At 61.0% G+C, this 23,662-nt stretch carries 22 protein-coding genes; 17 read left to right on the top strand and 5 right to left on the bottom strand.

Going from position 1 to position 23,662, the window contains the following annotated elements:
- Window positions 1-110 precede the first annotated feature (110 nt).
- Both ACODSV_RS31715 and ACODSV_RS31710 read right to left on the bottom strand, forming a co-directional pair.
- The gene (locus ACODSV_RS31715) at window positions 111-1,505 is read right to left on the bottom strand and encodes a sensor histidine kinase (protein WP_069075812.1); all 1,395 of its coding nucleotides are present in this window, start codon (window positions 1,503-1,505) and stop codon (window positions 111-113) included.
- Window positions 1,483-2,166, bottom strand: coding sequence for a response regulator transcription factor (locus tag ACODSV_RS31710; protein WP_003219726.1), 684 nt, complete (start codon window positions 2,164-2,166; stop codon window positions 1,483-1,485). The genes ACODSV_RS31715 and ACODSV_RS31710 overlap by 23 nt, the downstream gene beginning before the upstream one ends.
- A gap of 505 nt (window positions 2,167-2,671) precedes the next feature.
- Between ACODSV_RS31710 and ACODSV_RS31705 the strand changes: the two genes are divergently transcribed.
- Window positions 2,672-3,577, top strand: a complete 906-nt coding sequence (locus ACODSV_RS31705) for a hypothetical protein (RefSeq protein ID WP_024076029.1) — start codon at window positions 2,672-2,674, stop codon at window positions 3,575-3,577.
- A 213-nt stretch (window positions 3,578-3,790) separates the two neighbouring features.
- Here ACODSV_RS31705 and ACODSV_RS31700 read toward each other — a convergent pair whose 3' ends face one another.
- Window positions 3,791-4,711: a MurR/RpiR family transcriptional regulator gene (locus ACODSV_RS31700; protein ID WP_024076028.1), complete on the bottom strand. Its 921-nt coding sequence runs from the start codon at window positions 4,709-4,711 to the stop codon at window positions 3,791-3,793.
- 284 nt (window positions 4,712-4,995) lie between these two features.
- Between ACODSV_RS31700 and ACODSV_RS31695 the strand changes: the two genes are divergently transcribed.
- The 14 genes from ACODSV_RS31695 to ACODSV_RS31630 all read left to right on the top strand — a co-directional run bounded on the left by ACODSV_RS31695 (window position 4,996) and on the right by ACODSV_RS31630 (window position 20,611).
- The gene (locus ACODSV_RS31695; protein WP_069075811.1) at window positions 4,996-6,933 is read left to right on the top strand and encodes a bifunctional 5-dehydro-2-deoxygluconokinase/5-dehydro-2-deoxyphosphogluconate aldolase; all 1,938 of its coding nucleotides are present in this window, start codon (window positions 4,996-4,998) and stop codon (window positions 6,931-6,933) included.
- 110 nt (window positions 6,934-7,043) lie between these two features.
- Entirely contained in the window at window positions 7,044-7,934 is an 891-nt protein-coding gene (iolE, locus tag ACODSV_RS31690; protein ID WP_150054201.1) for a myo-inosose-2 dehydratase, read from the top strand.
- Window positions 7,934-8,722: a 5-deoxy-glucuronate isomerase gene (gene iolB / locus ACODSV_RS31685; RefSeq protein ID WP_024076025.1), complete on the top strand. Its 789-nt coding sequence runs from the start codon at window positions 7,934-7,936 to the stop codon at window positions 8,720-8,722. Before iolE ends, iolB begins: the two co-directional genes overlap by 1 nt.
- A 23-nt stretch (window positions 8,723-8,745) precedes the next feature.
- Window positions 8,746-9,561 (top strand): TIM barrel protein, encoded by an 816-nt coding sequence (locus tag ACODSV_RS31680; protein WP_024076024.1) that lies wholly within the window; start codon window positions 8,746-8,748, stop codon window positions 9,559-9,561.
- A gap of 10 nt (window positions 9,562-9,571) precedes the next feature.
- On the top strand, window positions 9,572-11,503 hold the full coding sequence (iolD, locus tag ACODSV_RS31675) for a 3D-(3,5/4)-trihydroxycyclohexane-1,2-dione acylhydrolase (decyclizing) (protein ID WP_069075809.1): 1,932 nt from the start codon (window positions 9,572-9,574) through the stop codon (window positions 11,501-11,503).
- A gap of 19 nt (window positions 11,504-11,522) precedes the next feature.
- Window positions 11,523-12,533: a bifunctional inositol 2-dehydrogenase/D-chiro-inositol 1-dehydrogenase gene (gene iolG, locus ACODSV_RS31670; protein WP_024076022.1), complete on the top strand. Its 1,011-nt coding sequence runs from the start codon at window positions 11,523-11,525 to the stop codon at window positions 12,531-12,533.
- Window positions 12,534-12,731: 198 nt separating this feature from the next.
- Complete coding sequence (locus tag ACODSV_RS31665) at window positions 12,732-13,760, top strand: Gfo/Idh/MocA family protein (protein WP_150055837.1); 1,029 nt, start codon at window positions 12,732-12,734, stop codon at window positions 13,758-13,760.
- A 127-nt stretch (window positions 13,761-13,887) separates the two neighbouring features.
- The gene (locus ACODSV_RS31660; protein ID WP_081730344.1) at window positions 13,888-14,067 is read left to right on the top strand and encodes a hypothetical protein; all 180 of its coding nucleotides are present in this window, start codon (window positions 13,888-13,890) and stop codon (window positions 14,065-14,067) included.
- 48 nt (window positions 14,068-14,115) lie between these two features.
- Window positions 14,116-15,051 (top strand): sugar ABC transporter substrate-binding protein, encoded by a 936-nt coding sequence (locus tag ACODSV_RS31655; RefSeq protein WP_024076020.1) that lies wholly within the window; start codon window positions 14,116-14,118, stop codon window positions 15,049-15,051.
- 64 nt (window positions 15,052-15,115) lie between these two features.
- A complete protein-coding gene (locus ACODSV_RS31650) occupies window positions 15,116-16,669 on the top strand; it encodes a sugar ABC transporter ATP-binding protein (RefSeq protein ID WP_069075806.1) in 1,554 nt (517 codons plus the stop codon).
- A 58-nt stretch (window positions 16,670-16,727) separates the two neighbouring features.
- On the top strand, window positions 16,728-17,750 hold the full coding sequence (locus ACODSV_RS31645; RefSeq protein WP_024076018.1) for an ABC transporter permease: 1,023 nt from the start codon (window positions 16,728-16,730) through the stop codon (window positions 17,748-17,750).
- A gap of 360 nt (window positions 17,751-18,110) precedes the next feature.
- On the top strand, window positions 18,111-18,515 hold the full coding sequence (locus ACODSV_RS31640) for a TraR/DksA family transcriptional regulator (protein WP_003191666.1): 405 nt from the start codon (window positions 18,111-18,113) through the stop codon (window positions 18,513-18,515).
- A 94-nt stretch (window positions 18,516-18,609) separates the two neighbouring features.
- The gene (locus ACODSV_RS31635) at window positions 18,610-20,292 is read left to right on the top strand and encodes a methyl-accepting chemotaxis protein (protein WP_370531076.1); all 1,683 of its coding nucleotides are present in this window, start codon (window positions 18,610-18,612) and stop codon (window positions 20,290-20,292) included.
- 115 nt (window positions 20,293-20,407) lie between these two features.
- The gene (locus ACODSV_RS31630; protein WP_024076016.1) at window positions 20,408-20,611 is read left to right on the top strand and encodes a hypothetical protein; all 204 of its coding nucleotides are present in this window, start codon (window positions 20,408-20,410) and stop codon (window positions 20,609-20,611) included.
- Between the two features lie 6 nt (window positions 20,612-20,617).
- Here the strand turns inward: ACODSV_RS31630 and ACODSV_RS31625 are convergent, their stop codons facing one another.
- Both ACODSV_RS31625 and ACODSV_RS31620 read right to left on the bottom strand, forming a co-directional pair.
- The gene (locus ACODSV_RS31625) at window positions 20,618-20,854 is read right to left on the bottom strand and encodes a DUF2789 domain-containing protein (protein ID WP_150054364.1); all 237 of its coding nucleotides are present in this window, start codon (window positions 20,852-20,854) and stop codon (window positions 20,618-20,620) included.
- Window positions 20,855-20,928: 74 nt separating this feature from the next.
- The gene (locus ACODSV_RS31620) at window positions 20,929-21,159 is read right to left on the bottom strand and encodes a hypothetical protein (RefSeq protein ID WP_069075805.1); all 231 of its coding nucleotides are present in this window, start codon (window positions 21,157-21,159) and stop codon (window positions 20,929-20,931) included.
- Between the two features lie 803 nt (window positions 21,160-21,962).
- On the opposite strand from ACODSV_RS31620, the gene ACODSV_RS31615 reads away from it, so the two are divergent.
- Together ACODSV_RS31615 and ACODSV_RS31610 are read left to right on the top strand one after the other, a co-directional pair.
- Window positions 21,963-22,412, top strand: coding sequence for a hypothetical protein (locus ACODSV_RS31615; protein WP_051448895.1), 450 nt, complete (start codon window positions 21,963-21,965; stop codon window positions 22,410-22,412).
- 133 nt (window positions 22,413-22,545) lie between these two features.
- On the top strand, window positions 22,546-23,556 hold the full coding sequence (locus ACODSV_RS31610) for an ABC transporter substrate-binding protein (RefSeq protein WP_024076011.1): 1,011 nt from the start codon (window positions 22,546-22,548) through the stop codon (window positions 23,554-23,556).
- Window positions 23,557-23,662: the final 106 nt, after the last annotated feature.

Raw genomic sequence — 23,662 nt, 5'->3', positions numbered from 1 at the left:
GGTTTTAGGGCCGCTACGCGCCCCAACGCGGGGCAAGCCCGCTCGCCACAACAGGTCCGCTAGCCACAACAAGCCCCCTCGCCACAGGTAGGGGAATCTCCCACAGGCTCTCAGGCTTCGGGCATCAGCTGCTGGCGGCATTCAAGGACCAGGCGCGCACCGCCTTGCTCGCTGGTACCGACTTCCAACTTGAACCCATGCAAGTTGATGATCGCCGCGACAATCGACAAGCCCAGCCCGAAGCCTCCTCGCTGGTCGCCTTCGTCCACGCGATAGAAACGTTGGAACACCGCATCACGCTCCGCTGCCGGTATGCCTGGCCCGGAGTCGTGCACTTCGATGCGTGTGCTGCCGGCGTCATTGAGCCCGCGCAAAATCACTTCACCACCCGGTGGGGAGAACTTGATCGAGTTGCTCAGCAAGTTGGACAGGGCCTCGAACAACAGGGCACGGTCGCCGGTGATCCACGGCAGGGACTCCGGAACATCCAGCCTGAGGTGCAATTCGCCTTCCTCGGCCAAGGGCAGGTAGAAGTCATGCAGTTCGCGTAACAGGGGCAGGGGGTCCATCACCAGGAAGCCGGAGCGGCGCTGGTGGTCTTCCAGTTCCGAGATGCGCAACAGCCCGCGAAAGCGCGCCATCAGGGTATCGGTCTCGGCAATCGCGTCGTCCAGTTTCACGGCGTAGCCCGAGTCTTTCTCTGCCTCCTGCCGGATACGGTAGAGCTGCGCCCGCAGGCGGGTCAGCGGGGTGCGCAGGTCGTGGGCGATGTTGTCGCACACGCCCTTGACCTCGTTCATCAGCTTCTCGATACGGTCGAGCATGGCGTTGACGATGGCGGCGAGCATATCGAGCTCGTCACGCCGATTCGACAGCGGCAAACGGTGGGTGAGGTCGCCGGCGACGATGGCTTCGGCGCTGGCCTGGATCCCGCGAATTCGCCGTAGCGGGCGCCGCCGCAACAGGTGCCAGCCGGCCGCGCCGGGGATGATGGTCAGGGACAGCGCCCACAACAACGCATGCCAGATGATCCGGGTCACGCCGAACAGCGAACCGTTGGCGCGCACCAGCACCAGCCAGCGGCCGTCGTCGGTATGGGTCACCACGGCGTCGCAGCTGTCCTTGGGCAGTTTCGGGTCGTCAGAGTCGACGCAATTGACCAGGGCGTGGATCTTGCCGTCCCTCGGCAGGTCTGGCGGGATCGCGCGGATCGGTCCGCTCAACGGGCGAAATTGCTCGTCGAACAGGCCATAGGCGTCCACGCCCTTCATGTCGAAGGTCATGCTGGTGGTCAGGGCTTCGACCAGTTCTTCGCCGTCGAAGCGTTGGAACAGATGCTGGCGCTGCATCAGCGAATGGCGCGACAGGTCGCCCAGGTAACCCGACACCTCGTAGTACAGCACCCCCATGAGGATGCAACTCCAGGCCACGAACAGCGAACTGTACAGCGCCAGCAAGCGGCTGCTGGAAGAACGCCAGCCCTTAGAGGGGTTCAGCAATGACATAACCGGAACCTCGTACCGTGCGGATCAGCGGCGTGAGGCCCGGTGGATCGATTTTCTTGCGCAGGCGACCGATGTGGACATCGATCAGGTTGGTGCCCGGGTCGAAGTGATAACCCCAGACTTCCTCGAAGATCATCATCCGCGACAGGATCTGCCCGGTGTTGCGCATCAGGAATTCCAGCAGTTTGTATTCGGTGGGCAGCAGGCTCAGGGGTTGCTCGGCGCGGCTGGCTTCACGGCTGATCAGGTTGAGTTCGAGGTCGGCCACGCGCAACGCGGTTTCAAATTCCTTGACCGTGCTTTTGCGTCGCAGCAGCACCTCGACGCGGGCGGCCATTTCGTCGGAGGCGAAGGGTTTGGTCAGGTAGTCGTCGCCACCGGCGCGCAGGCCGCGCACGCGTTCGTCCACATCGGAGAGCGCGCTGATCATCAGGATCGGTGTCGACACGCCGATGGTGCGCAGGGTGGTGACGATGGCCAGGCCATCGAGTTCCGGCAGCATACGGTCGAGGGTGATCAGATCGTAATCACCACTCACAGCGCGGACCAGGCCTTCACGGCCGTTGTCCACCCAATCTACGTCCAGTCCATGGCTACTCAGCTCGGCGACGATCTCGCGGGCCGTTACGGCGTCATCCTCGATAGTCAAAATGCGGGTCATAGGATTACCTGGTGAGCGATTCACACTAGAAGTGGGGGCATTTTGCCAAGAAATGGCTGAATGCTTCCTAAATAAAACTTCATATTGGCAAAACTGACACAAGTTTCATGGCGGGCATCGGCCGGTGAGGGCGGGGGGAAGGCCCTAACGCCAGTCGGTCAAGGCATTTTTGTAGGAGCGAGCTTGCTCGCGAAAAACTCACAGGCGCCGCGTTCATTCAGGAAACACGCGTTATCGTTGACGTTCTTCGCGAGCAAGAACTAGGCGTCCCCCTCGCTCCTACACAAGCGGCTGTACGTTGGCATTAGGGCCAGCCCCTCCCACAGGGAATGCATAACGCCCGCCTGAAACAGTCATTTATTGCAAGTTGCATGGTTCAAGGGAGTTCAATTTTGTTAACTGTTTGAAAACTATGAATTTTATTTTTTCAACTGCCTGGCACGCTGGCTGCACTGTCCCTTTTGAGACTTGTAACACTTAATTTCCTGCCGGGAGCTGAACAACAATGATTACATCCTCATCCACGCTGCAAGAGTCGAGCACGCTCTCCGGGGTTTCCTGGGGGGCGATTTTCGCCGGGGCCGCTGCCGCGGCTGCGTTGTCCCTGATCCTGGTGCTGCTGGGCTTCGGCCTGGGCTTTTCGGCGGTGTCGCCGTGGGCCGACAGCGGTATCAGCGCCAAGGGCCTTGGCATTTCCACCATTGTCTGGCTGGCCTTTACCCAGATCGTCGCCTCGGGCCTGGGCGGCTACATCGCCGGCCGGTTGCGGGTGAAGTGGGCCAATATGCATGGCGATGAGGTGTACTTTCGCGACACGGCCCATGGCTTCCTGGCCTGGGCGGTCGCCACGCTGATCACCGCAGTGCTGGTGGTCGGTTCGGTCAGCAGTGTGGTGAGCGGTGGTGTGAAAGCCGGTGCCAGCGTGGCAGCAGGCGCGGCCAACGGTATCACTCAAGCCGCGGGCAGTGCAGCCAAAGGCGTTAACGGCGGCGACTTCGACTACTACGTCGACAGCCTGTTTCGTGATGATCGCCCGGTCGCCGTCAGTGATGACGCTGCCCATGGCGTGGTTGCACGCATCTTCACCCGCACCCTGAGCAATGATGGCCAACTCGCCGCAGACGACCGTGCCTACCTGGCCCAGTTGATCAGCCAGCGCACCAACCTCAGCCAGGCCGATGCCGAAGCGCGTATCGACAAAGTCTACGGCGATGCCCGTAAAGCGGTCGAAGACGCCAAGCTCAAAGCCAAGCAAGCCGCGGATACGGCCGCCAAAGTCGCCGCCTATACCTCACTGTGGACCTTTGTCGCCCTGTTGATCGGCGCCTTCTTTGCCAGCTTCGCCGCGACCTTTGGTGGCCGTCGCCGCGATGCCGTGGTGTACGTCGAAACCGAAACCTACGTTCGTTAATTCAAGGAGAACACCATGCGCTCATTACTTCTGTGGTTCCTCGGCGTGCCGATCCCGGTGATCATCCTGATCGCGATCTTCATGCACTGATCCGGGTTATTTGTGGGAGGGGGCTTGCTCCCGATGGCAGAGTGACAGTCGGCTGATCAGGCGACTGATACACCGCTATCGGGGGCAAGCCCCCTCTCACATTTGGCCTGCGGTGTTTGAGCGTCAGTCGTCGAATCCGACTTGCTCGTGAATTTCGTCCACCTTCAATTCCAGTCGATACGCCACGGCAATGAATAACGCCTGGCACAGGCACAAGGTGGCGCTCAATGAACGGAAGGCAAACGACGAGCCCTCATTGACCAACAGCACCGCATTCGCCCGCTTGGCCAGGGGCGAGAGGTTGCTATCGGTGATGATCAGGGTCTTGGCCTGGTGGTGCTGGGCGATGCGCAGGCAGTGCTGGGTCTCTTTACCGTAGGGGGTGAAACTGATGGCGATCACCAGGTCGTTGGCGCGTACGCTGCGCATCTGCTCGCGGTAGCTGCCACCCAGGCCGGAAATCAGGTGAATGCGCTTGTTGGTGTGTTGCAGGTTGTAGACCAGGTAATCGGCCACCGCGAAGGAGCGCCGTACGCCCACCACGTAGATATTGTCAGCGTTGACCACCAGGTCCACGGCTTTCTCGAAGGCTGCATCATCGAGCTCCAGCCCCAGGCGTTCGATCCCCGAAAGGGTGGCGTTGACGCACTCGCGCGCCAGGTCACCGCCACTGGCTTTCTGCGACTTGTTGGCGATCATGCTGCGGATGCGCTGCTGGTAGTTCTGCACCGGCGTGGTCTTGTGGGTGTAGGCCTCGCGAAACAGCGCCTGCATCTCACTGAACCCACTGAAGCCGAAGCGCTGGGAGAACCGCACGATGGCCGACGGGTGCACTTCGCATTCGCGGGCGATGTCGCTGATGCGGTCGACCATGATCCGGTCGCTCTGCTGGCTCATATAACTGGCAATGCGCTTGAGCTGGCGCGGCAGGCTTTCGTACTCATCGGTGATCAGCTGCAACAAGCGTTCGGCATTGATCGGAGGGCTGGCGAGAGTGTCTTGGGAAGCGGTCTCGGGCGTGGCCGGCTGATCGGTGCGGGACATGGGCAATCCTTCTGGCTTGTTCTTCGGTGCGCTGATGGGTGGACGCAAGTCTACAGGGTAGGCGCAAAAAAATACCCCGGCATCACCGGGCCCGTGGTCTGCTGAAACGATCCACGCGGGCTGGCAGGCCCCTATGCTGACGTATTGGAAAAAATATTCCACTAAAAATAATTCTGGAATAAATATTGATTGAGGGCGCTGAACGTTCTAGTCTGCTTCCACCAAGAGCGTTTGCCGTCGCTACGGCGGCACAACGCAGGCTGATAAAAATAACAGGAGCCAGCATGGGCCAGACTCGTTTTGCCAGTGGGCGTCAATTGGATTTGATTTGCCTCGGGCGCCTGGGCGTCGACCTCTATGCACAGCAAGTCGGTGCACGGCTTGAGGACGTGTCCAGTTTCGCCAAATACCTCGGCGGTTCCTCCGCCAATATCGCCTTCGGCACCGCCCGGCTGGGGCTCAAGTCGGCCATGCTCAGCCGGGTGGGCGACGACCATATGGGGCGTTTCCTGGTGGAGTCCCTGGCACGTGAGGGCTGCGACGTCAGCGGCATCAAGGTCGACCCGGAGCGCCTCACCGCGCTGGTGCTGCTCGGCCTCAAGGACCGCGAGACCTTCCCCCTGGTGTTCTACCGTGAAAACTGCGCCGACATGGCCCTGCGCGGCGAAGACATCAACGAAGCCTTTATCGCCTCCAGCAAGGCGTTGCTGATCACCGGCACGCATTTCTCCACCGACGGCGTGTACAAGGCCAGCATCCAGGCCCTGGACTATGCAGCCAAGCACAACGTCCAGCGGGTGCTGGATATCGACTACCGTCCGGTGCTGTGGGGCCTGGCGGGCAAGGCCGATGGCGAGACCCGTTTCGTCGCCGACCAGAAGGTCAGCCAGCATGTGCAGAAAATCCTGCCGCGCTTCGACCTGATCGTCGGTACGGAAGAAGAATTTCTGATCGCCGGTGGCAGTGAAGATCTGCTCACCGCCCTGCGCACCGTGCGCGAACTGACCCCGGCGACCCTGGTGGTCAAGCTCGGCCCCCAGGGTTGCACGGTGATTCACGGTGCGATCCCTGCGCGGCTGGAAGACGGTGCGATCTACCCCGGCGTGCGCGTTGAAGTGCTCAATGTGCTGGGCGCCGGCGATGCCTTTATGTCGGGCTTCCTCAGCGGTTGGCTGAACGACGCCAGCGACGAGCGTTGCAGCCAGTTGGCCAATGCCTGCGGCGGCCTGGTGGTCTCCCGCCACGCCTGCGCCCCGGCCATGCCGACGCCGGCCGAACTGGATTACCTGTTCAACAGCCCGGTACCGATTACCCGCCCGGACCAGGACGCAACCCTGCAACGCCTGCACCGCGTCAGCGTGCCCCGCAAGGCGTGGAAACAGCTGTTCATTTTCGCCTTCGACCACCGCTGGCAGTTGGTCGACCTGGCGCAGCGCGGTGGGCAGGACCTGACGCGCATCAGTGCGATCAAGCAACTGTTTATCCAGGCGGTGGAGCGGGTGGAACACAAGCTGCGCGAGCAGGGCGTGGCGGCCGATGTGGGCCTGCTCGCCGACCAGCGCTTTGGCCAGGACGCGCTCAACGCCGCCAGCGGTCGTGGTTGGTGGATCGCGCGTCCGGTGGAGGTGCAGAACTCGCGGCCCCTGGCGTTCGAGCATGGGCGGTCGATCGGCAGCAACCTGATCGCCTGGCCCCAGGAGCAGATCATCAAGTGCCTGGTGCAATACCACCCCGATGACGAGCCATTGCTGCGCCTGGAACAGGAAGCCCAGCTCAAGGCGGTGTATGAGGCATCCCTGGTCAGCGGTCATGAACTGCTGCTGGAAGTCATCCCGCCCAAGGATCATCCGTCCACCTACCCGGACGTGCTCTACCGCAGCCTCAAGCGCCTGTACAACCTGGGTATCTACCCGGCGTGGTGGAAGATCGAGGCGCAGCCGGCCGAGGATTGGAAAAAGCTCGATGCGCTGATCCAGGAACGCGACCCGTACTGCCGTGGCGTGGTACTGCTGGGCCTGAATGCGTCAGCCGAAAGCCTGGCCGAGGGGTTCCGCAACGCCAGTCAGAGCAGCACCTGCCGTGGGTTTGCCGTGGGCCGTACGATCTTCCAGGAACCGAGTCGTTTGTGGATGGCGGGGGAGATCGATGATGAGACGTTGATTCAGCAGGTACAGGCGACCTTCGAACAACTCATCGACGCCTGGCGCAGTGCCCGAACCTGATCACCGTTCTCAATGTGCAATGCAATTCCAATGTGGGAGGGGGCAAGCCCCCTCCCACATAAAAGCAAATCTCACCAGGCTTAAGTCAGATAAAAACAATAGGTGCAGCCATGCCCGCAATCCGAATTGGCATCAACCCGATCTCCTGGAGCAACGACGACCTGCCGGCCCTGGGCGGTGAAACGCCCCTGAGCACTGCCTTGAGCGAAGGTAAGGAAATCGGCTACGAAGGGTTTGAACTCAACGGCAAATTCCCCAAGGACGCCAAGGGCGTCGGCGACGTATTGCGTCCCTATGACCTGGCGCTGGTCTCCGGCTGGTATTCCAGCCGCCTGGCCCGCCGCTCGGTGGCGGAAGAAATCGAGGCCATCGCCGGCCACGTCGAACTGCTGAAACAAAACGGCGCCACCGTACTGGTGTATGGCGAAGTCGCCGATTCGATCCAGGGCTCACGCATCCGCCTGATTGAACGCCCGCGTTTCCACAGTGAGCAGGCGTGGCAGGACTACGCCGACAAACTCACGGAGCTCGCACGCTTTACCCTGTCCCAGGGCGTGCGCCTGGCCTACCACCACCATATGGGCGCCTACGTCGAATCCCCGCAAGACATCGACGAATTGATGCGCCGCACCGGCCCGGAAGTCGGCCTGCTGTTCGATTCGGGCCACTGCTACATGGGCGGCGGCGAACCCCTCGAGGTGCTGCGCAAGCATATCGAACGCGTCTGCCACGTGCATTTCAAGGACGTGCGCAAGCCGGTGGTGCAACTGGCGCGCAACCAGATGTGGAGCTTTCCCGACTGCATCGTCAACGGCACCTTCACCGTGCCCGGCGATGGCGATATTGACTTTGCCGCGCTGCTCGACGTGCTGCTGGCGGCCCGATACGAAGGGTGGCTGGTGGTGGAAGCCGAGCAGGACCCGGCGGTGGCGCCCAGTTATATCTATGCCAAAAAGGGCTACGACACCTTGCGAGCCCTTCTCAGCGAGAGGACCCGGTGATGAGCTTGTTGGTCAAAAGCAGCAAACGCGGCCAAACCATGGTCGCCCTGGAAGCCGGCCGCCTGGAGTACGTGGGCTTTGCCGCCTACCGCTTGAGCCTGGGCGAAACCCTGCCTGTCACCGCCGGCGATCAGGAGCTGTGCCTGGTGCTGCTCAGCGGTCGCGTGACGATCCAGGGCGAAGGTTTCAACTGGCAGAACCTCGGGGATCGCCAATCGGTGTTCGAAGACAAATCGCCGTTCGCCGCTTACTTGCCGCCGGGCACCGACGCCCAGGTGACAGCCCTGAGCGACGTGCAAATCGCGGTCTGCGCCGCGCCCGGTGCGGCGGGTTACGAACCTCGCCTGATCCGCCCCGAGCAGTGCAAGCGCAGCGTGCGTGGCAAAGGCGCCAACACCCGCTACGTGTGCGACATCCTGCCTGACAGCGAGCCGGCCCATTCCCTGCTGGTGGTGGAAGTGCGCACGCCGTCCGGGCACTCGTCCAGCTACCCGCCGCACAAGCACGACACCGACGACCTGCCGCACCAAAGCTTTCTCGAAGAGACCTACTACCACCAGGTCAACCCGCCCCAGGGTTTCGTGTTCCAGCGGGTGTACACCGACGACCGCAGCATCGACCAGGCCATGGCCGTGGAAAACAGCGACCTGGTGGTGGTGCCCAAGGGGTATCACCCGGTCAGCGTGCCGTATGGCTACGAGTCCTACTACCTGAACGTGATGGCCGGCCCCAAGCGGGCCTGGCATTTCCATAACGACCCGCAGCACAGCTGGCTGCTGGACCTTTAACCGGTTTTGGACGGAGAACAACAATGAAGTCGCCTCTACGCTTTGCCCTTAACCGTATGGTCGCGCCCAACCTGTCCCTACCGGATTTCATCCAGCTGGCCGTGGCCTTGAAATGCGATGCCATCGAGCTTCGCAACGACCTCAAGGACCGTCAAATCGAATACGGCACCCCGGCCAGCCGCGTGCGCGAAATGTGCGCGGCACAGGGCATCACGGTGCTGTCGATCAACGCGCTGTACCCCTTTGATGTGTGGAACGCCGAACGCCGCGCCCAGGCGATCGAGCTCGCCACCTACGCCCGTGAATGCGGGGCCCAGGGCCTGGTGATGTGCCCGTTCAATGAGCGCGGCGATACCCGCGACGAGGCCCAGCGTGCTGCCGGTCTGCGCACGGCACTGAGCGAACTGGCGCCGATCCTGCGCGAATACGGGATTCTCGGTTTTATCGAGCCGCTGGGTTTCCAGGCGTGTGCCCTGCGCCACAAACGCGTGGCGGTGGACGCGATCCAGTCCATCGGTGGCCTGGATGTGTTCCGCCTGGTGCACGACACCTTCCATCACCACCTGGCCGGCGAGCAGGCGTTTTTCCCCGAACTGACCGGCCTGGTGCATATCTCCGGCGTGGAAGAGGCCGAGGCACCGCTGAGTTCGATCCGCGACGGCCACCGCGTGCTGGTGGGTGAGGGCGACATTCTCGGCAATGCGGCCCAGATCGACACCTTGCTCAGCACCGGCTACAGCGGCTATCTGTCGTTCGAGCCGTTTGCCGAAAGCGTGCATGCGCTGACGGATATCCAGCAGGCGTTGGGGGCAAGCATCGCCCACCTGCAAAAACGATAAGGGACGCCACATGACCACTACCCGATTGACCATGGCCCAGGCTCTGGTGAAGTTCCTGGACAACCAATACATCGAAGTCGACGGCGTGCAGAGCAAGTTCGTCGCCGGTGTGTTCACCATTTTCGGCCACGGCAACGTGCTCGGCCTGGGCCAGGCCCTGGAGCAGGACAGCGGCGACCTGGTCGTGCACCAGGGCCGTAACGAGCAAGGCATGGCCCACGCCGCTATCGGTTTTGCCAAGCAACACCTGCGCCGCAAGATCTACGCGTGCACCGCCTCCGTCGGCCCAGGCGCGGCGAATATGCTGACCGCCGCCGCGACCGCCACCGCCAACCGTATCCCGTTGCTGCTGTTGCCCGGTGATGTCTACGCCAGCCGCCAGCCCGACCCGGTGTTGCAACAGATCGAGCAGTTCCACGACCTGAGCATCAGCACCAACGATGCGTTTCGCTCCGTGAGCAAATACTGGGACCGCATCAACCGCCCTGAGCAGTTGATGACCGCGGCGATTCATGCCATGCGCGTGCTGACCGACCCGGCCGAGACCGGCGCGGTGACCTTGGCATTGCCGCAGGATGTGCAGGCTGAAGCCTGGGACTACCCCGACTACTTCCTGCAAAAACGTGTGCACCGTATCGACCGCCGCCCGGCCACCGTCGCGATGATCGGCGATGCGTTGGCGGCTTTCCGGGGCAAGCGCAAACCGCTGATCATCTGCGGTGGCGGCGTGAAGTACTCCGGCGCGAATGCCGCGCTGCAAGCCTTTGCCGAGCGTTTTGACATTCCGTTCGCCGAAACCCAGGCGGGCAAGAGTGCGGTGGTGTCCAGCCACCCGCTTAACGTTGGCGGTATCGGCGAAACCGGCTGCCTGGCGGCCAACCTGCTGGCGCCCGAGGCTGATCTGATCATCGGTATCGGTACGCGCTATACCGACTTCACGACCTCGTCGAAATCGCTGTTCAAGCATGCCGAGGTGACGTTTCTCAACCTCAATATCAGCCCCTGCGACGCGGTGAAACTCGACGGCGTGCAAGTGCTGGGCGATGCCAAAGTCGCCCTGGAGGCGCTGGCCGATGCCCTCGGCGACTACCGCGCCGGCTGGGGCGAGCAGGTCCGCGAGGCCAAGGCCCGGTTGGCGGCGGAAGTCGACCGCGTGCATTCGGTGGAATACCAGGGCGACGCCTTCGTGCCTGAGGTCGATGACCACCTGGACCGCGCCGTGCTGCGTGAATTTATCGAACTGACCGGCTCGTGCCTGACCCAAAGCCGGGTGCTCGGCGTACTCAACGAGCGCCTGGCCGACGACGCGATCATCGTCGCCGCGGCCGGCAGCCTGCCCGGCGATTTGCAGCGGGCCTGGCGCAGCAAGGGGGTCAACACCTACCACGTCGAGTACGGCTATTCGTGCATGGGCTATGAGATCAATGCCGCCCTTGGCGTGAAACTCGCCGAGCCGGCCAAGGAGGTCTACGCCCTGGTCGGCGACGGCTCCTACATGATGCTGCACTCGGAGCTGGCCACCTCGATCCAGGAGCGGCGCAAGATCAATGTGGTGCTGCTCGACAACATGGCCTTCGGCTGCATCAACAACCTGCAAATCGGCAATGGCATGGACAGCTTCGGCACCGAGTTCCGCTTCCGCAACCCCGAGAGCGGCAAGCTCGACGGCGGCCTGGTACCGGTGGACTTCGCCATGAGCGCGGCGGCCTATGGCTGCAAGACCTACAAGGTCAGCACGGTGGAACAGCTGGAAGCCGCCCTGGCCGACGCGCGCAAGCAGACGGTCTCGACCCTGATCGATATCAAGGTGCTGCCCAAGACCATGGTTCACGGCTACCTGTCGTGGTGGCGGGTCGGCGTGGCGCAGGTGTCTACCAGCGAGCGCACCAACGCCGCCGCGAAAAAACTCAATGAACACCTGGCCAAGGCCCGGCAGTACTAATAACAAGAGGAGTGTTTGTATGTCTTTGAAGCTAGGTGTAATCGGTACCGGCGCCATCGGCCGCGACCATATTCGTCGTTGCAGCCAGACCCTGCTCAACAGCCAGGTGGTAGCGGTGACCGACATCAACCTTGAGCAGGCCGCCAAGGTGGTGGCCGATTTGAAGCTGGACGCCGAGGTGTATGCCGATGGCCACGCGCTGATCCGTTCACCTGAAGTTCAAGCCGTTCTCGTGACCTCCTGGGGCCCGAGCCACGAAGAGTTCGTGCTCGCCGCCATCGCCGCCGGCAAACCGGTGTTCTGCGAAAAACCCCTGGCGGTCACCGCCGAAGGTTGCCGCAAGATCGTCGAGGCCGAAGTGGCCTGCGGCAAGCGTCTGGTGCAAGTGGGCTTCATGCGCCCGTATGACGAAGGCTATCGCGCCCTCAAGGCGGTGATCGACAGTGGCCAGATCGGTGAACCGTTGATGCTGCACTGCGCTCACCGCAACCCGACGGTGGGTGAGAACTACAAGACCGATATGGCGATCACCGATACCTTGATCCATGAGCTGGACGTGCTGCGTTGGCTGCTCGACGACGACTATGTTTCCGTGCAAGTGGTGTTCCCGCGCAAGACCAGTAAAGCCTTGGCCCACCTGCGCGACCCGCAGATCGTGTTGTTGGAAACCGCCAAGGGCACGCGCATCGACGTCGAAGTGTTTGTGAACTGCCAATACGGCTACGACATCCAGTGCGAAGTGGTGGGGGAGACTGGCATCGCCAAGCTGCCGGAACCGTCCCAGGTGCAATTGCGCAGTGGCGCCAAACTGTCCAATGCGATTCTGATGGATTGGAAAGACCGGTTTATCGGCGCTTATGACGTGGAATTGCAGGCCTTCATTGATAGCGTGCTGGCGGGGCACGTCGGCGGGCCGTCGGCGTGGGATGGCTTTGCGGCTGCGGTGGCGGCGGATGCGTGTATCGAAGCGCAGGGCAGTGGGCAGATCGTCAAGGTCAGCCTGCCGGATCGCCCACGCTTCTACGGCTAACACTCGGTCAATGTGGGAGGTGTAGGAGCGAGTTTGCTCGCGAAGAACGTCAACGATAACGCGTGTTTCCTGAATGAACGCGGCGCCTGTGAGTTTTTCGCGAGCAAGCTCGCTCCTACAAAAAAGCCTTAATGACTGGCATTAGGGCAAGCCCCTCCCACCGTTGATTGGGTTTCCAATTCAACTCAGGAGTTGATCATGCGAATAGGACTAGTCGGCTACGGCCACGGCGGACGCTTCTTTCATGCGCCGCTGATTGCAACGCTGCCAGGCGCCACGTTTGTCGGCGTGGTGACGCGTTCACCCGAGCGCCGCCAGCAATTGAGCACTGATCTTCCAGGGGTCAAGGCCTTTGACAGCATCGGCCAGATCGTCGAAGCCGGTGTCGACGCTCTGGTGATTTCCACCACCCTCAAGGGCCGTCCGGCCCTGGTGCTGGAAGCCATCGAGCATGGCGTGGCGGTGGTCAGCGACAAGCCCTTCGCCGCCAACGCCGAGCAGGCCCAGGCGCTGATCACCGCCGCCGAACGCCAGGGCGTGTTACTCAGCGTCTACCAGAACCGGCGCTGGGACTCGGACTACCTGACCCTGCGCAAACTGATCGACGCCGGTGCGCTGGGTACCATCACCCGCTTCGAGTCCCGTGTGGAGCGCTACAGCCCGCAAGCGGTGGGCAATGCCAGCGGTGGCGGCTGGTTGCGCGACCTGGGTAGCCACCTGGTGGACCAGGCACTGCAACTGTTCGGCCCAGTGGATCGGGTATTCGCACAGTTGCAGTTCACCCCGCAACATCCCACCCTCGACCATGGCTTCTTCGTTGCCCTGACCCACGCCAACGGGGTGATTTCCCACTTATGGGGCAGCGCCCTGCAAAATAGCCAGGCGCCGCGCTTTCGCGTCAGTGGCACCTTGGGTTGCTACACCGTCGATGGTTTGGATGGCCAGGAAGAGGCGCTGATGGCCGGTAAGTCGCCGAAAACCGAAGGCGAGCACTGGGGCGCTGAGGAGCATCGACGCTGGGGGTGGTTCGAACAGGGGCCGGAGCGCGAGCGGGTACCGTCGGAGAAGGGCTGCTGGACCCAGTTCTATCGGCAGTTGCAAGCCGCCGTGCAAGGCCGGGGACCGCTGCCGGTGGACGCCTATGACGCCCTGGAAACCACCCGGCTACTGGATGCCGCACGCCTCAGTGCCGAGCGCCAGCAGGTGGTTTCAACAAAAATGGAATAAAATTCTAAAACAGGTTGATATGGAAATTATTTTCTAATAAAGTCTTTTCCAGGTTGCAGAAAGTACGTTCGGACTCGATTCGGGCGACTCAACAAAAACAAGATCAAAAACAACCAGGTACCGTCAGATGAAAATCTTCAGCGCTGTACTGCGAGTTTTACGCCCCGTCCTTGCGCCACGCGGCCTGCCCCGCGCCCGGCCATTCTACTTCTCCTTCCTTAATGTGCTGTGCGTCGAAAACAAAGGCGCCCTGGTCTGCTGTATTCCCGGGGCCCCGATTGTGCGACTGCCCTCGAATTCGCTCTGATAAACGCAACGTCCACAAAACCAACAAGAAATTGGAGACAGACCGTTCATGAAGACCCCGATCCGTTTTACCGCGCTGGCCCTGTCCATGATGCTGGCCAGCGGTTTTGCCACGGCTGCCGATCTCAAGGTGGGTGTGAGCATGTCCGCATTCGATGACACCTTCCTGACCTACCTGCGCGAAGACATGGACAAGCAAGCCAAGTCCTATCCCAAGGGCGATGGCGTGCAACTGCAATTCGAAGACGCTCGCGCCGACGTGGTCAAGCAACTGAGCCAGGTCGAGAACTTCATCAGCCAGAACGTCGACGCCATTATCGTTAACCCGGTCGACACCGCGTCGACCGCCAACATCATCAAGGCCGCCACCGCCGCGAAGATTCCGCTGGTGTTCGTCAACCGTCGTCCGGACCAGAAAGACCTGCCCAAGGACGTCGTCGCCGTCACCTCCGATGATGTCGAGGCCGGTAAGCTGCAAATGCAGTACATCGCCGAAAAGCTCGGTGGCAAGGGCAAGATCGTGATCCTGCTGGGCGACCTGGCGAACAACTCCACCACCAACCGCACCAAGGGTGTGAAGGAAGTGCTGGCCAAGTACCCGGGGATCAAGATCGAACAGGAGCAGACCGGCATCTGGCTGCGTGACAAGGGCATGACCCTGGTCAACGACTGGCTGACCCAGGGCCGCGAATTCAATGCCGTGCTGGCCAACAATGATGAGATGGCCATCGGTGCGTCCATGGCCCTGAAGTCGGCCGGTAAGGAAAAGGGCAGTGTGCTGATCGCGGGTGTCGACGGCACGCCGGACGGCTTGAGCGCGATCACCAAGGGCGACATGACCGTATCGGCGTTCCAGGATGCCAAGGGCCAGGCGGTGGGTTCGGTGGAAGCGGCGCGCAAGATGGCCAAGCACGAGCCGGTGGAGCAGAACGTGGTGATCCCTTTCCAGTTGATCACCCCGGACAACGTCAAAGACTTCAAGTAGCCCTGACATAACAACAATAAGCCGGCAGGGCGGTTACGGCCGCCCTGCAGATGGAGTACCCCTTATGCTCGCTCAAGCCACTGTCTCGCAGTCTCCGGGTATCCAGCCCTTGCCGCTGGACGAACCCTACCTGCTGGAAATCGTCAACATCAGCAAAGGCTTTCCCGGCGTCGTGGCCCTGGCCGATGTGCAATTGCGTGTACGCCCCGGGTCGGTGCTGGCGTTGATGGGCGAGAACGGCGCGGGCAAGTCGACGCTGATGAAAATCATCGCCGGTATCTACCAGCCCGACAGCGGGGAAATCCGCCTGCGGGGCCAGCCGATTGTGTTCGAGACACCGTTGGCCGCGCAGAAGGCCGGGATCGCGATGATCCACCAGGAACTCAACCTGATGCCCCATATGAGCATCGCCGAGAATATCTGGATCGGCCGTGAGCAGCTCAACAGCCTGCACATGGTCAACCACCGCGAAATGCACCGCTGCACCGCCGAATTGCTGGCGCGCCTGCGTATTAATCTGGACCCCGAGGAACACGTCGGCAACCTGAGCATCGCCGAGCGGCAGATGGTGGAGATCGCCAAGGCGGTGTCCTATGACTCCGACATCCTGATCATGGACGAACCGACGTCGGCGATTACCGAGAAGGAAGTCGAGCACCTGTTTTCGATCATTGCCGACCTCAAGTCCCAGGGCAAAGGCATTGTCTATATCACCCACAAGATGAACGAAGTGTTCGCCATCGCTGACGAGGTGGCGGTGTTCCGCGACGGTCACTATATCGGCCTGCAGCGGGCCGACAGCATGAACAGCGACAGCCTGATCTCGATGATGGTCGGCCGTGAACTCAGCCAGTTGTTCCCGGTGCGCGAAGCGCCGATCGGCGAGCTGCTGCTGTCGGTGCGCGACTTGAGCCTGGACGGCGTGTTCAAGGACGTGTCGTTCGACCTGCATGCCGGCGAGATCCTCGGCATCGCCGGGTTGATGGGCTCGGGCCGCACCAATGTGGCGGAAACCCTTTTCGGGATCACCCCAAGCTCCAGCGGCCAGATCACCCTGGATGGCCAGCCGGTGCGTATCACCGACCCGCACATGGCCATCGAGAAAGGCTTTGCCCTGTTGACCGAGGACCGCAAGCTCAGCGGCCTGTTCCCGTGCCTGTCGGTGCTGGAAAACATGGAGATGGCGGTGCTGCCGCTGTATTCGGGCAACGGGTTTATCCAGCAGAAAGCCTTGCGCGCGCTGTGCGAAGACATGTGCAAGAAGCTGCGGGTGAAGACCCCGTCCCTGGAACAGTGCATCGACACCCTGTCGGGCGGCAACCAGCAAAAGGCACTGCTGGCACGCTGGCTGATGACCAACCCTCGGTTGTTGATCCTTGATGAGCCGACCCGCGGTATCGATGTGGGGGCCAAGGCCGAGATTTACCGTCTGATTTCCTTTCTCGCCAGTGAAGGCATGGCCGTGATCATGATCTCCTCGGAGCTGCCCGAAGTGCTCGGCATGAGCGACCGGGTCATGGTGATGCACGAGGGTGAACTGATGGGCACCCTGGACCGTGCGGACGCGACCCAGGAAAAAGTCATGCATCTGGCTTCCGGTTTGCCGGTGGTCCACTGACGAACAGCCGCGCGGGCCTGCGGTTGGCCCGCGCCATAGAATAAGAAGGTGATTGGCTATGAACGCAATAACAGATAACAAGCCTGCCACGGCACCGGTCAAGCACCGTCGACGTTTGCCAACCGAACTGAGCATCTTCCTGGTGCTGATCGGTATCGGCCTGGTGTTTGAGCTGTTCGGCTGGATCGTGCGCGACCAGAGCTTCCTGATGAACTCCCAGCGCCTGGTGCTGATGATTCTGCAGGTATCGATCATCGGCCTGCTGGCCATCGGTGTGACCCAGGTGATCATCACCACCGGCATCGACCTGTCTTCCGGCTCGGTGCTCGCATTATCGGCGATGATCGCCGCCAGTCTGGCACAGACTTCCGATTTTTCCCGGGCGGTGTTTCCGTCCCTGACCGACCTGCCGGTCTGGATCCCGGTGGCGATGGGCCTCGGGGTGGGGCTGCTGGCGGGGGCGATCAACGGCAGCATTATTGCCGTCACCGGTATCCCGCCGTTTATCGCCACCCTGGGCATGATGGTCTCGGCCCGTGGCCTGGCGCGTTACTACACCGAAGGCCAGCCAGTGAGCATGCTTTCAGACTCCTACACGGCCATCGGCCATGGCGCGATGCCGGTGATCATCTTCCTGGTGGTGGCGGTGATTTTCCATATCGCCCTGCGCTATACCAAGTACGGCAAGTACACCTATGCCATCGGCGGCAATATGCAGGCGGCGCGTACCTCGGGGATCAACGTCAAGCGTCACTTGATCATCGTCTACAGCATTGCCGGGTTGCTGGCGGGCCTGGCCGGCGTGGTCGCTTCGGCGCGTGCGGCCACCGGCCAGGCCGGCATGGGGATGTCTTATGAGCTGGACGCGATTGCCGCTGCGGTGATCGGCGGTACGAGCCTGGCAGGCGGGGTAGGGCGCATTACCGGCACCGTGATCGGCGCGCTGATCCTTGGGGTGATGGCCAGCGGGTTTACTTTCGTCGGGGTGGATGCGTACATCCAGGACATCATCAAGGGCCTGATCATCGTGGTCGCGGTGGTGATCGACCAATACCGCAACAAGCGCAAGCTTAAGCGCTAAATGAACGTGCGACTGTTGAGCACTGAATGCAGGAGGGGGGAAGCCCTCTCCCACATTTAATGATAAACAGTCTGTTTCAACCGTTTGTCTTCTATATAGCTCCACAACATTGAATTTCTTGCTATAAACACACTCCGATGACCCGTTCACCAAGCCCGTCCTGGTGCCTTTGGGGGTTGTCCCGGAAAAAATGCCTGTCTTTTCAGTTGCTGAGCCCTCAAGTCGGCCTTAGACTGCCGCCCCTCGTAAATTGAGTGCCGGGTGGCGCTTGAAATGGACGGCGCCTTTCCGAGACTTGCACAGGTCGACCGGAACGCTCCCTTATTCGCCTTAATGCACGTATTTTTTATAGAGAAATCAATGACAAAGGAAAAGTTGCTGGCCATGCCGGCGGATGACTACATGAATGCCGAACAGCACGCTTTTTTCGAGAAGTTGCTGCAGGACATGAAAGTCGAACACCACGAGCGCATTGAACAGAACCGTATCGCCATTGAAAGCCTGGACACCCCGGCGGACCCGGCTGACGCCGCTTCCGTCGAGGAAGAGCGCACTTGGCTGGTGAACGCCATCGACCGCGACCAGCGCATGCTGCCGCAACTGGAGCGCGCACTGGAACGCATCAAGGAAGATTCCTTTGGCTGGTGTGATGACAGCGGCGAGCCTATCGGCCTCAAGCGCCTGCTGATCAGCCCGACCACCAAATACTGCATCGAAGCGCAAGAGCGCCACGAGCAGATCGACAAGCACCAGCGCCAAGCCTGATGCATTGAAGCCGGGGACCGCGACTGCGGTGCCCCGGGGAAATACCGTTACGCCCCGTCTATTGATCTGCTGCAAGCTACCCCACTAAAGGCCCATGGATAATGGCTGGATAGTGGCGTTTAATGCAGGGACAACAATGACAAACAGCGGGGTGACGAAGATGGCTGGAGACGGATCTCTGATGGGCGCAGCAGTGCCTCCGCAAGCGGTGGTGCGCGGGCTGCCCGGCTGGTTGACGCCGCTTCTGCAGAGCACCGCCCTGGTGCTGGTACTGCTGGGCCTTGCGTTCGCCAGCCTGCCGATATACCTGTGCGTGCCACTGGCCTTGCTGGTGATCTGGCTGCCACGCCTGAAAAAACCTGCCCTTAGCCTTTCGTCGTCCGACGCCGCCGATGCCATCGGTGACCTGACGCGCGATCTTTCCTATACCACCAGCCATAACGCGTTGTCCGCTGCCGGCGTGGCCTATTCGGTCAAGCAATTGGCCGCTCGCGTGCAATCGCAATTGAGCGCTGCCAAGCAGATCGTCAGCAACGCCGAAGTGATGATTGATACTGAAAAAGTCACTTCCCAGCTCAGCCGCCAAGCCCTGGGCGCGGCCAGTCAGGCCCATCAGCGCAGCACGGAGGGGCGTGAGGTCCTGACTCAGTCGATCACACGCATGCGCCAACTCAGCCAGCGCGCCAATGCCAGCCGCGAACTGATCGAAGCGCTGAGCCAGCGCAGCGAGGAAATCCAGCGTGTGACCCTGGTGATCCAATCCATCGCCAGCCAGACCAACCTGCTGGCGTTGAATGCGGCCATTGAGGCGGCGCGGGCCGGTGAGCATGGCCGCGGGTTTGCCGTGGTCGCCGACGAAGTGCGCGGCCTGGCCGGCCGTACTGCCACGGCCACCGATGAAGTCGGGCTGATGGTTGCGGATATCCAGCAACGTACGACACAGGTGGTGGAGCAGATTCGCCAACTGTCGGTGGACTTGCACACCGGCGTCGAACAGGTGGAACACGCAGGCGAGCAGTTGGAGAGCATCGCCAGCCTGGCGGCGGACGTGGAAGGGCAGGTCAATGAAATCGCCCAGGGCACCGACACCAACCGCGCACAATTGGACAGCCTGTTCCATGCGGTGGAACAGATGCGCAGCGACCTGGACGTGAGCGACCAGCAAACCCGTGAATTGGCCGGCGCCGCCGTGCAGATGGAAGGGCAGGCCGAAACCATCAGCGAACGCCTGGCCGCCGTCGGGCTGGATGACTATCACCAGCGTGTTTATGACCTGGCGCGCGAGGGTGCGAGCCGGATTGCCGAGCAGTTCGAGGCGGATGTGCTGCAAAACCGCATCACCCTGGACGACTTGTTCGACCGCAGCTACACGCTGATCCCCAACACCAGCCCCAGCAAATACCACACGCGGTTCGACGGTTACACCGACCAGGTCCTGCCGGCGATCCAGGAAGCATTGCTGCCGCGTCATGAAGGCTTGGTGTTTGCGATCGCCTGCACCCAACAAGGTTATGTGCCAACCCACAACAAGGCGTTTTCCCAGGCCTTGACGGGCGATGCCCAGGTCGATGCGGTGCAGAACCGCACCAAGCGCAAGTTCGATGACCGTACCGGAATTCGCTGCGGCAGCCATCAGCAAGCGGTGCTGCTCCAGACCTACACCCGCGATACCGGCGAGCTGATGCACGACCTGTCGGTGCCGATCATGGTCCGGGGCCGGCATTGGGGCGGTTTGCGCCTGGGCTACAAGCCCGAAGGCACCAAGGCCGCGCGCTAGGGATTATTGCGGTTTATGCAAGGAAGCTGTTCCGAAGATGGCTTTTTCCAACGGGAGGAAAACCGTAGCATGGGCAATATTGTTAGCCAGCTAACTAATGTTGCGGAGAAGCTTCATGCAAAACAAAGTCGATGTGGCCGTGATGATTGGCAGTGGCGTGCCGCCAAGCCTGCGTGCGCTGGGCCAGAATGCGTGTTGGGTGGTGCTGGTCAACGGTGAGCCGCGTGGCACCGCCTTCGCCAGCCGGGATGAAGCGCAAGCGTGCAGGGCTGCCTGGCAAGCGTTGTTGCGCCTGGAACAATCAGGCAGCCTGCATTGAGGGAGGTTATTGCGACTGATGCAGGCGCTGGTTCAGTTCATCCACCGCGATCGCCCATTCGGCGTCTTCGCGCAGCTGTTCCTTGAGAAACTCTGCCTGCCGGTCCGACCAGAAAGGCGCATCGATGAGTTTCACGCCCGCGGGCAAAGGATGCCCGGCGATGAATTCGTCAATGCCTTCCGGGGTTGAATCCAGGCCCAGTTGTGCAAATAGGGTTTCCAGCGTAGGTATCGGCGCGTCCATATCGTTCTCCGTGCAGGTTTTTCAGGTGGGGTATGCATCGGAGGCTTGGGGCGCGGTAGAGTTCGATCGGATTGTCAGGAGGTCAGTGCCCCGCAATCGACGGCGGTCTTGAGGGCCTTGGCGGCTTCCTTGGCCGCGATCGCGGCAGTGTCGAGTGTCTTGAACCAGCGGTCTTTTTCGACTTGGTGCGTTGTAACGGTGGTCAAGGGCGGCTTGGCGCGCATCACGATAACTGCTTGAAACTCCCCGTCTACTTCCCTGGCATCGCCATGAATAAAAAATTCGCCAATATCAAATTCCGTCACGTATAGCCTTCCCTTCAAGGTAACTGCACTGATGAAACCTGACCCGCGGGGGGCAAACTTCAATGGACGGGCCAGTATGGCAGTTGTTGAAGGGCGGTGGCGCAGTAAAGTCATCCAGGTGACGAAACGATTCCGCCGTGCAGGGCGTGCAGGGCGCTCTCCAATTGCTTGGCCAATTCGCAGGCCTGGTTGTGGTCGCTGCGAAATCCTCGGATCCTGCCACTGGTGACTTCGAGGATATGAAAGAAATTCCTGCCGGCCGGAACAACTTGGTAAAGAACCGAATTCGAGTACCCGTTGGAGCTGTGCAAGCAGTAGTATTGGCGCTCGTCGTGACATGATGAACGAGTGCGGGAAGACGTAGCGTCGTGTTGTTGTCGTAGCATGGTCAGCTCCTGTCGATCTATCTTGTGGACTCACCACCAGCGTTTCGGGTGGTTTTGACCCGTGTTGCTGTTTTAGTATTGTCGCCAGTGGCCGCTGCCTGGTTCCATGCCAAGGTGTGTGTGTTTGTATGAGTTGTCGGAAACTGCGTTTTTAATGGGGTTATTCTCTGAAGCTGGTCGGCGCGTATTCTCGTGTCGTTGAACCTGTGATTTCCTGTGACGCCTGATGACCTTGCAAGAGGTCCATCGTGCACGCCTGTACTAGTCTTACGGCGCAGCAGCGGGATTTTCTTCAGTTTTTTTCAAAGAATGTGTTGTGTGATCGTGCCGTTACGGCCGTTTTTTCGTGCTGCCCGCTCTGGCGGACGGTGCTTTTTTCGATGTGGGGGCGTTTCCTTGGCAGTCAGTAATCTGGATATGCACGCGTTATTCGTGCTGGGTGATTTGCGCGCAAAGTTGGTCAAGCAGTTTCAATCCCGTTTCGTCTACATCACTGAGCAGACGCCGGAAGGTATCTATATCGCCGAGATCGATACCGAAACCGCACTGGTGGTGGATGATAAACCGCGTTTGGAACTCAAGGTCGGTGACCATTTCCGCGCCGCGGTATTACCCAGTCGCGAAGGCGGCAAGTTTGAATTGAAGTTCCGCGATATCAAGTTGACGGTGTATGGCCTGGGTGATTACGCCTTTGTGTCCTGCGCCGAGGGCCAGGGCATTGTCTTCAAGGAAGGCCACAGCGTGATGCTGGTATTTGCCGCCCATGAGCAACTGCAGGAGGGCCTGACCAAGACCCTGAAGGCCGTGACCGGCAAGGCCGCCAAATGGCGCAAGGGTGAGCTGGTGACCTTCAAGGCCAGTGAGTAATCGGTCAATACCACGAACATCCTTTGTCCCTCGGAACCTCTACTACAGTTGAGTTGACTTAACTATTCAGAGGCTTCGCGCATTGCAGCAAAGCCGTCCGCCATGGCTGCAAGAAAATGCGAGGTGCAAAGGCATGAAAGGATTGAAATCGCTGTTGGCCGCGTCCCTGACCACCCTGGGACTATCCGTGGCCTCGGTATCGGCTGCCGAGGCGCCGGTACACTTTGCCGACCTGAACTGGGAAAGCGGTAGCCTGATCACCGAGGTCCTGCGGTTTATCGTCGAGAAGGGCTATGACCTGCCCACCGACACCTTGCCAGGCACCACCATCACCCTGGAAACCGCCCTGGCCAAGAACGATATCCAGGTGATCGGCGAAGAGTGGGCAGGGCGCAGCCCGGTGTGGGTCAAGGCCGAGGCTGAAGGCAAGGTGGTGGGCCTGGGCGATACGGTCAAGGGGGCCACCGAAGGTTGGTGGGTGCCGGAATACGTGGTCAAGGGTGATCCTGCCAAAGGCCTCAAGCCCCTGGCACCGGACCTCAAGAGCGTGAAGGACCTGGCGCGTTACAAGGACGTGTTCAAAGACCCGGAATCACCCGGCAAGGGTCGTTTTCTCAACAGCCCGATTGGCTGGACCTCCGAAGTGGTGAACAAGCAGAAGCTCAAGGCCTATGGCCTGGACGACAGTTATGTGAATTTCCGCAGCGGCTCGGGCGCGGCGCTGGACGCCGAGATCGCTTCGTCGATTCGCCGTGGCAAGCCGGTGTTGTTCTACTACTGGTCGCCGACGCCGCTGATGGGGCGCTACAAGCTGATCCAGCTCGAAGAACCGCCATTTGATGCCGAGGCCTGGAAGACCCTGACCGACGCGGACAATCCCGATCCGAAACCGACACGTTCGCTGGCATCCAAATTGAGCATTGGCGTATCCACGCCATTCCAGAAGGCGCATCCGCAGATCGCCGGGTTCTTCGAGAAGGTCGAGTTCCCCATTGAACCGCTGAACAAGGCCTTGGCGACGATGAGCGAGAATCACACCGCGCCGCGGGAGGTCGCCCAAGCGTTCCTCAAGGAACACCCAGAGGTGTGGAAGGCGTGGTTGACGGAGGATGTGGCGCAGAAAGTCGAAGCCAGCTTGAGGTAACGTTCCCTCTCTCGACCACAGGAGTGCTAAAAATGTGGCGAGCGGGCCTGTTGTGGCGAGCGGGCTTGCCCCGCGTTGGGCTGCGCAGCAGCCCCAATAAGAACGC

This window comes from Pseudomonas sp. FG86, assembly GCF_057808775.1.
This window is presented reverse-complemented; position numbering and strand designations above follow the sequence as displayed.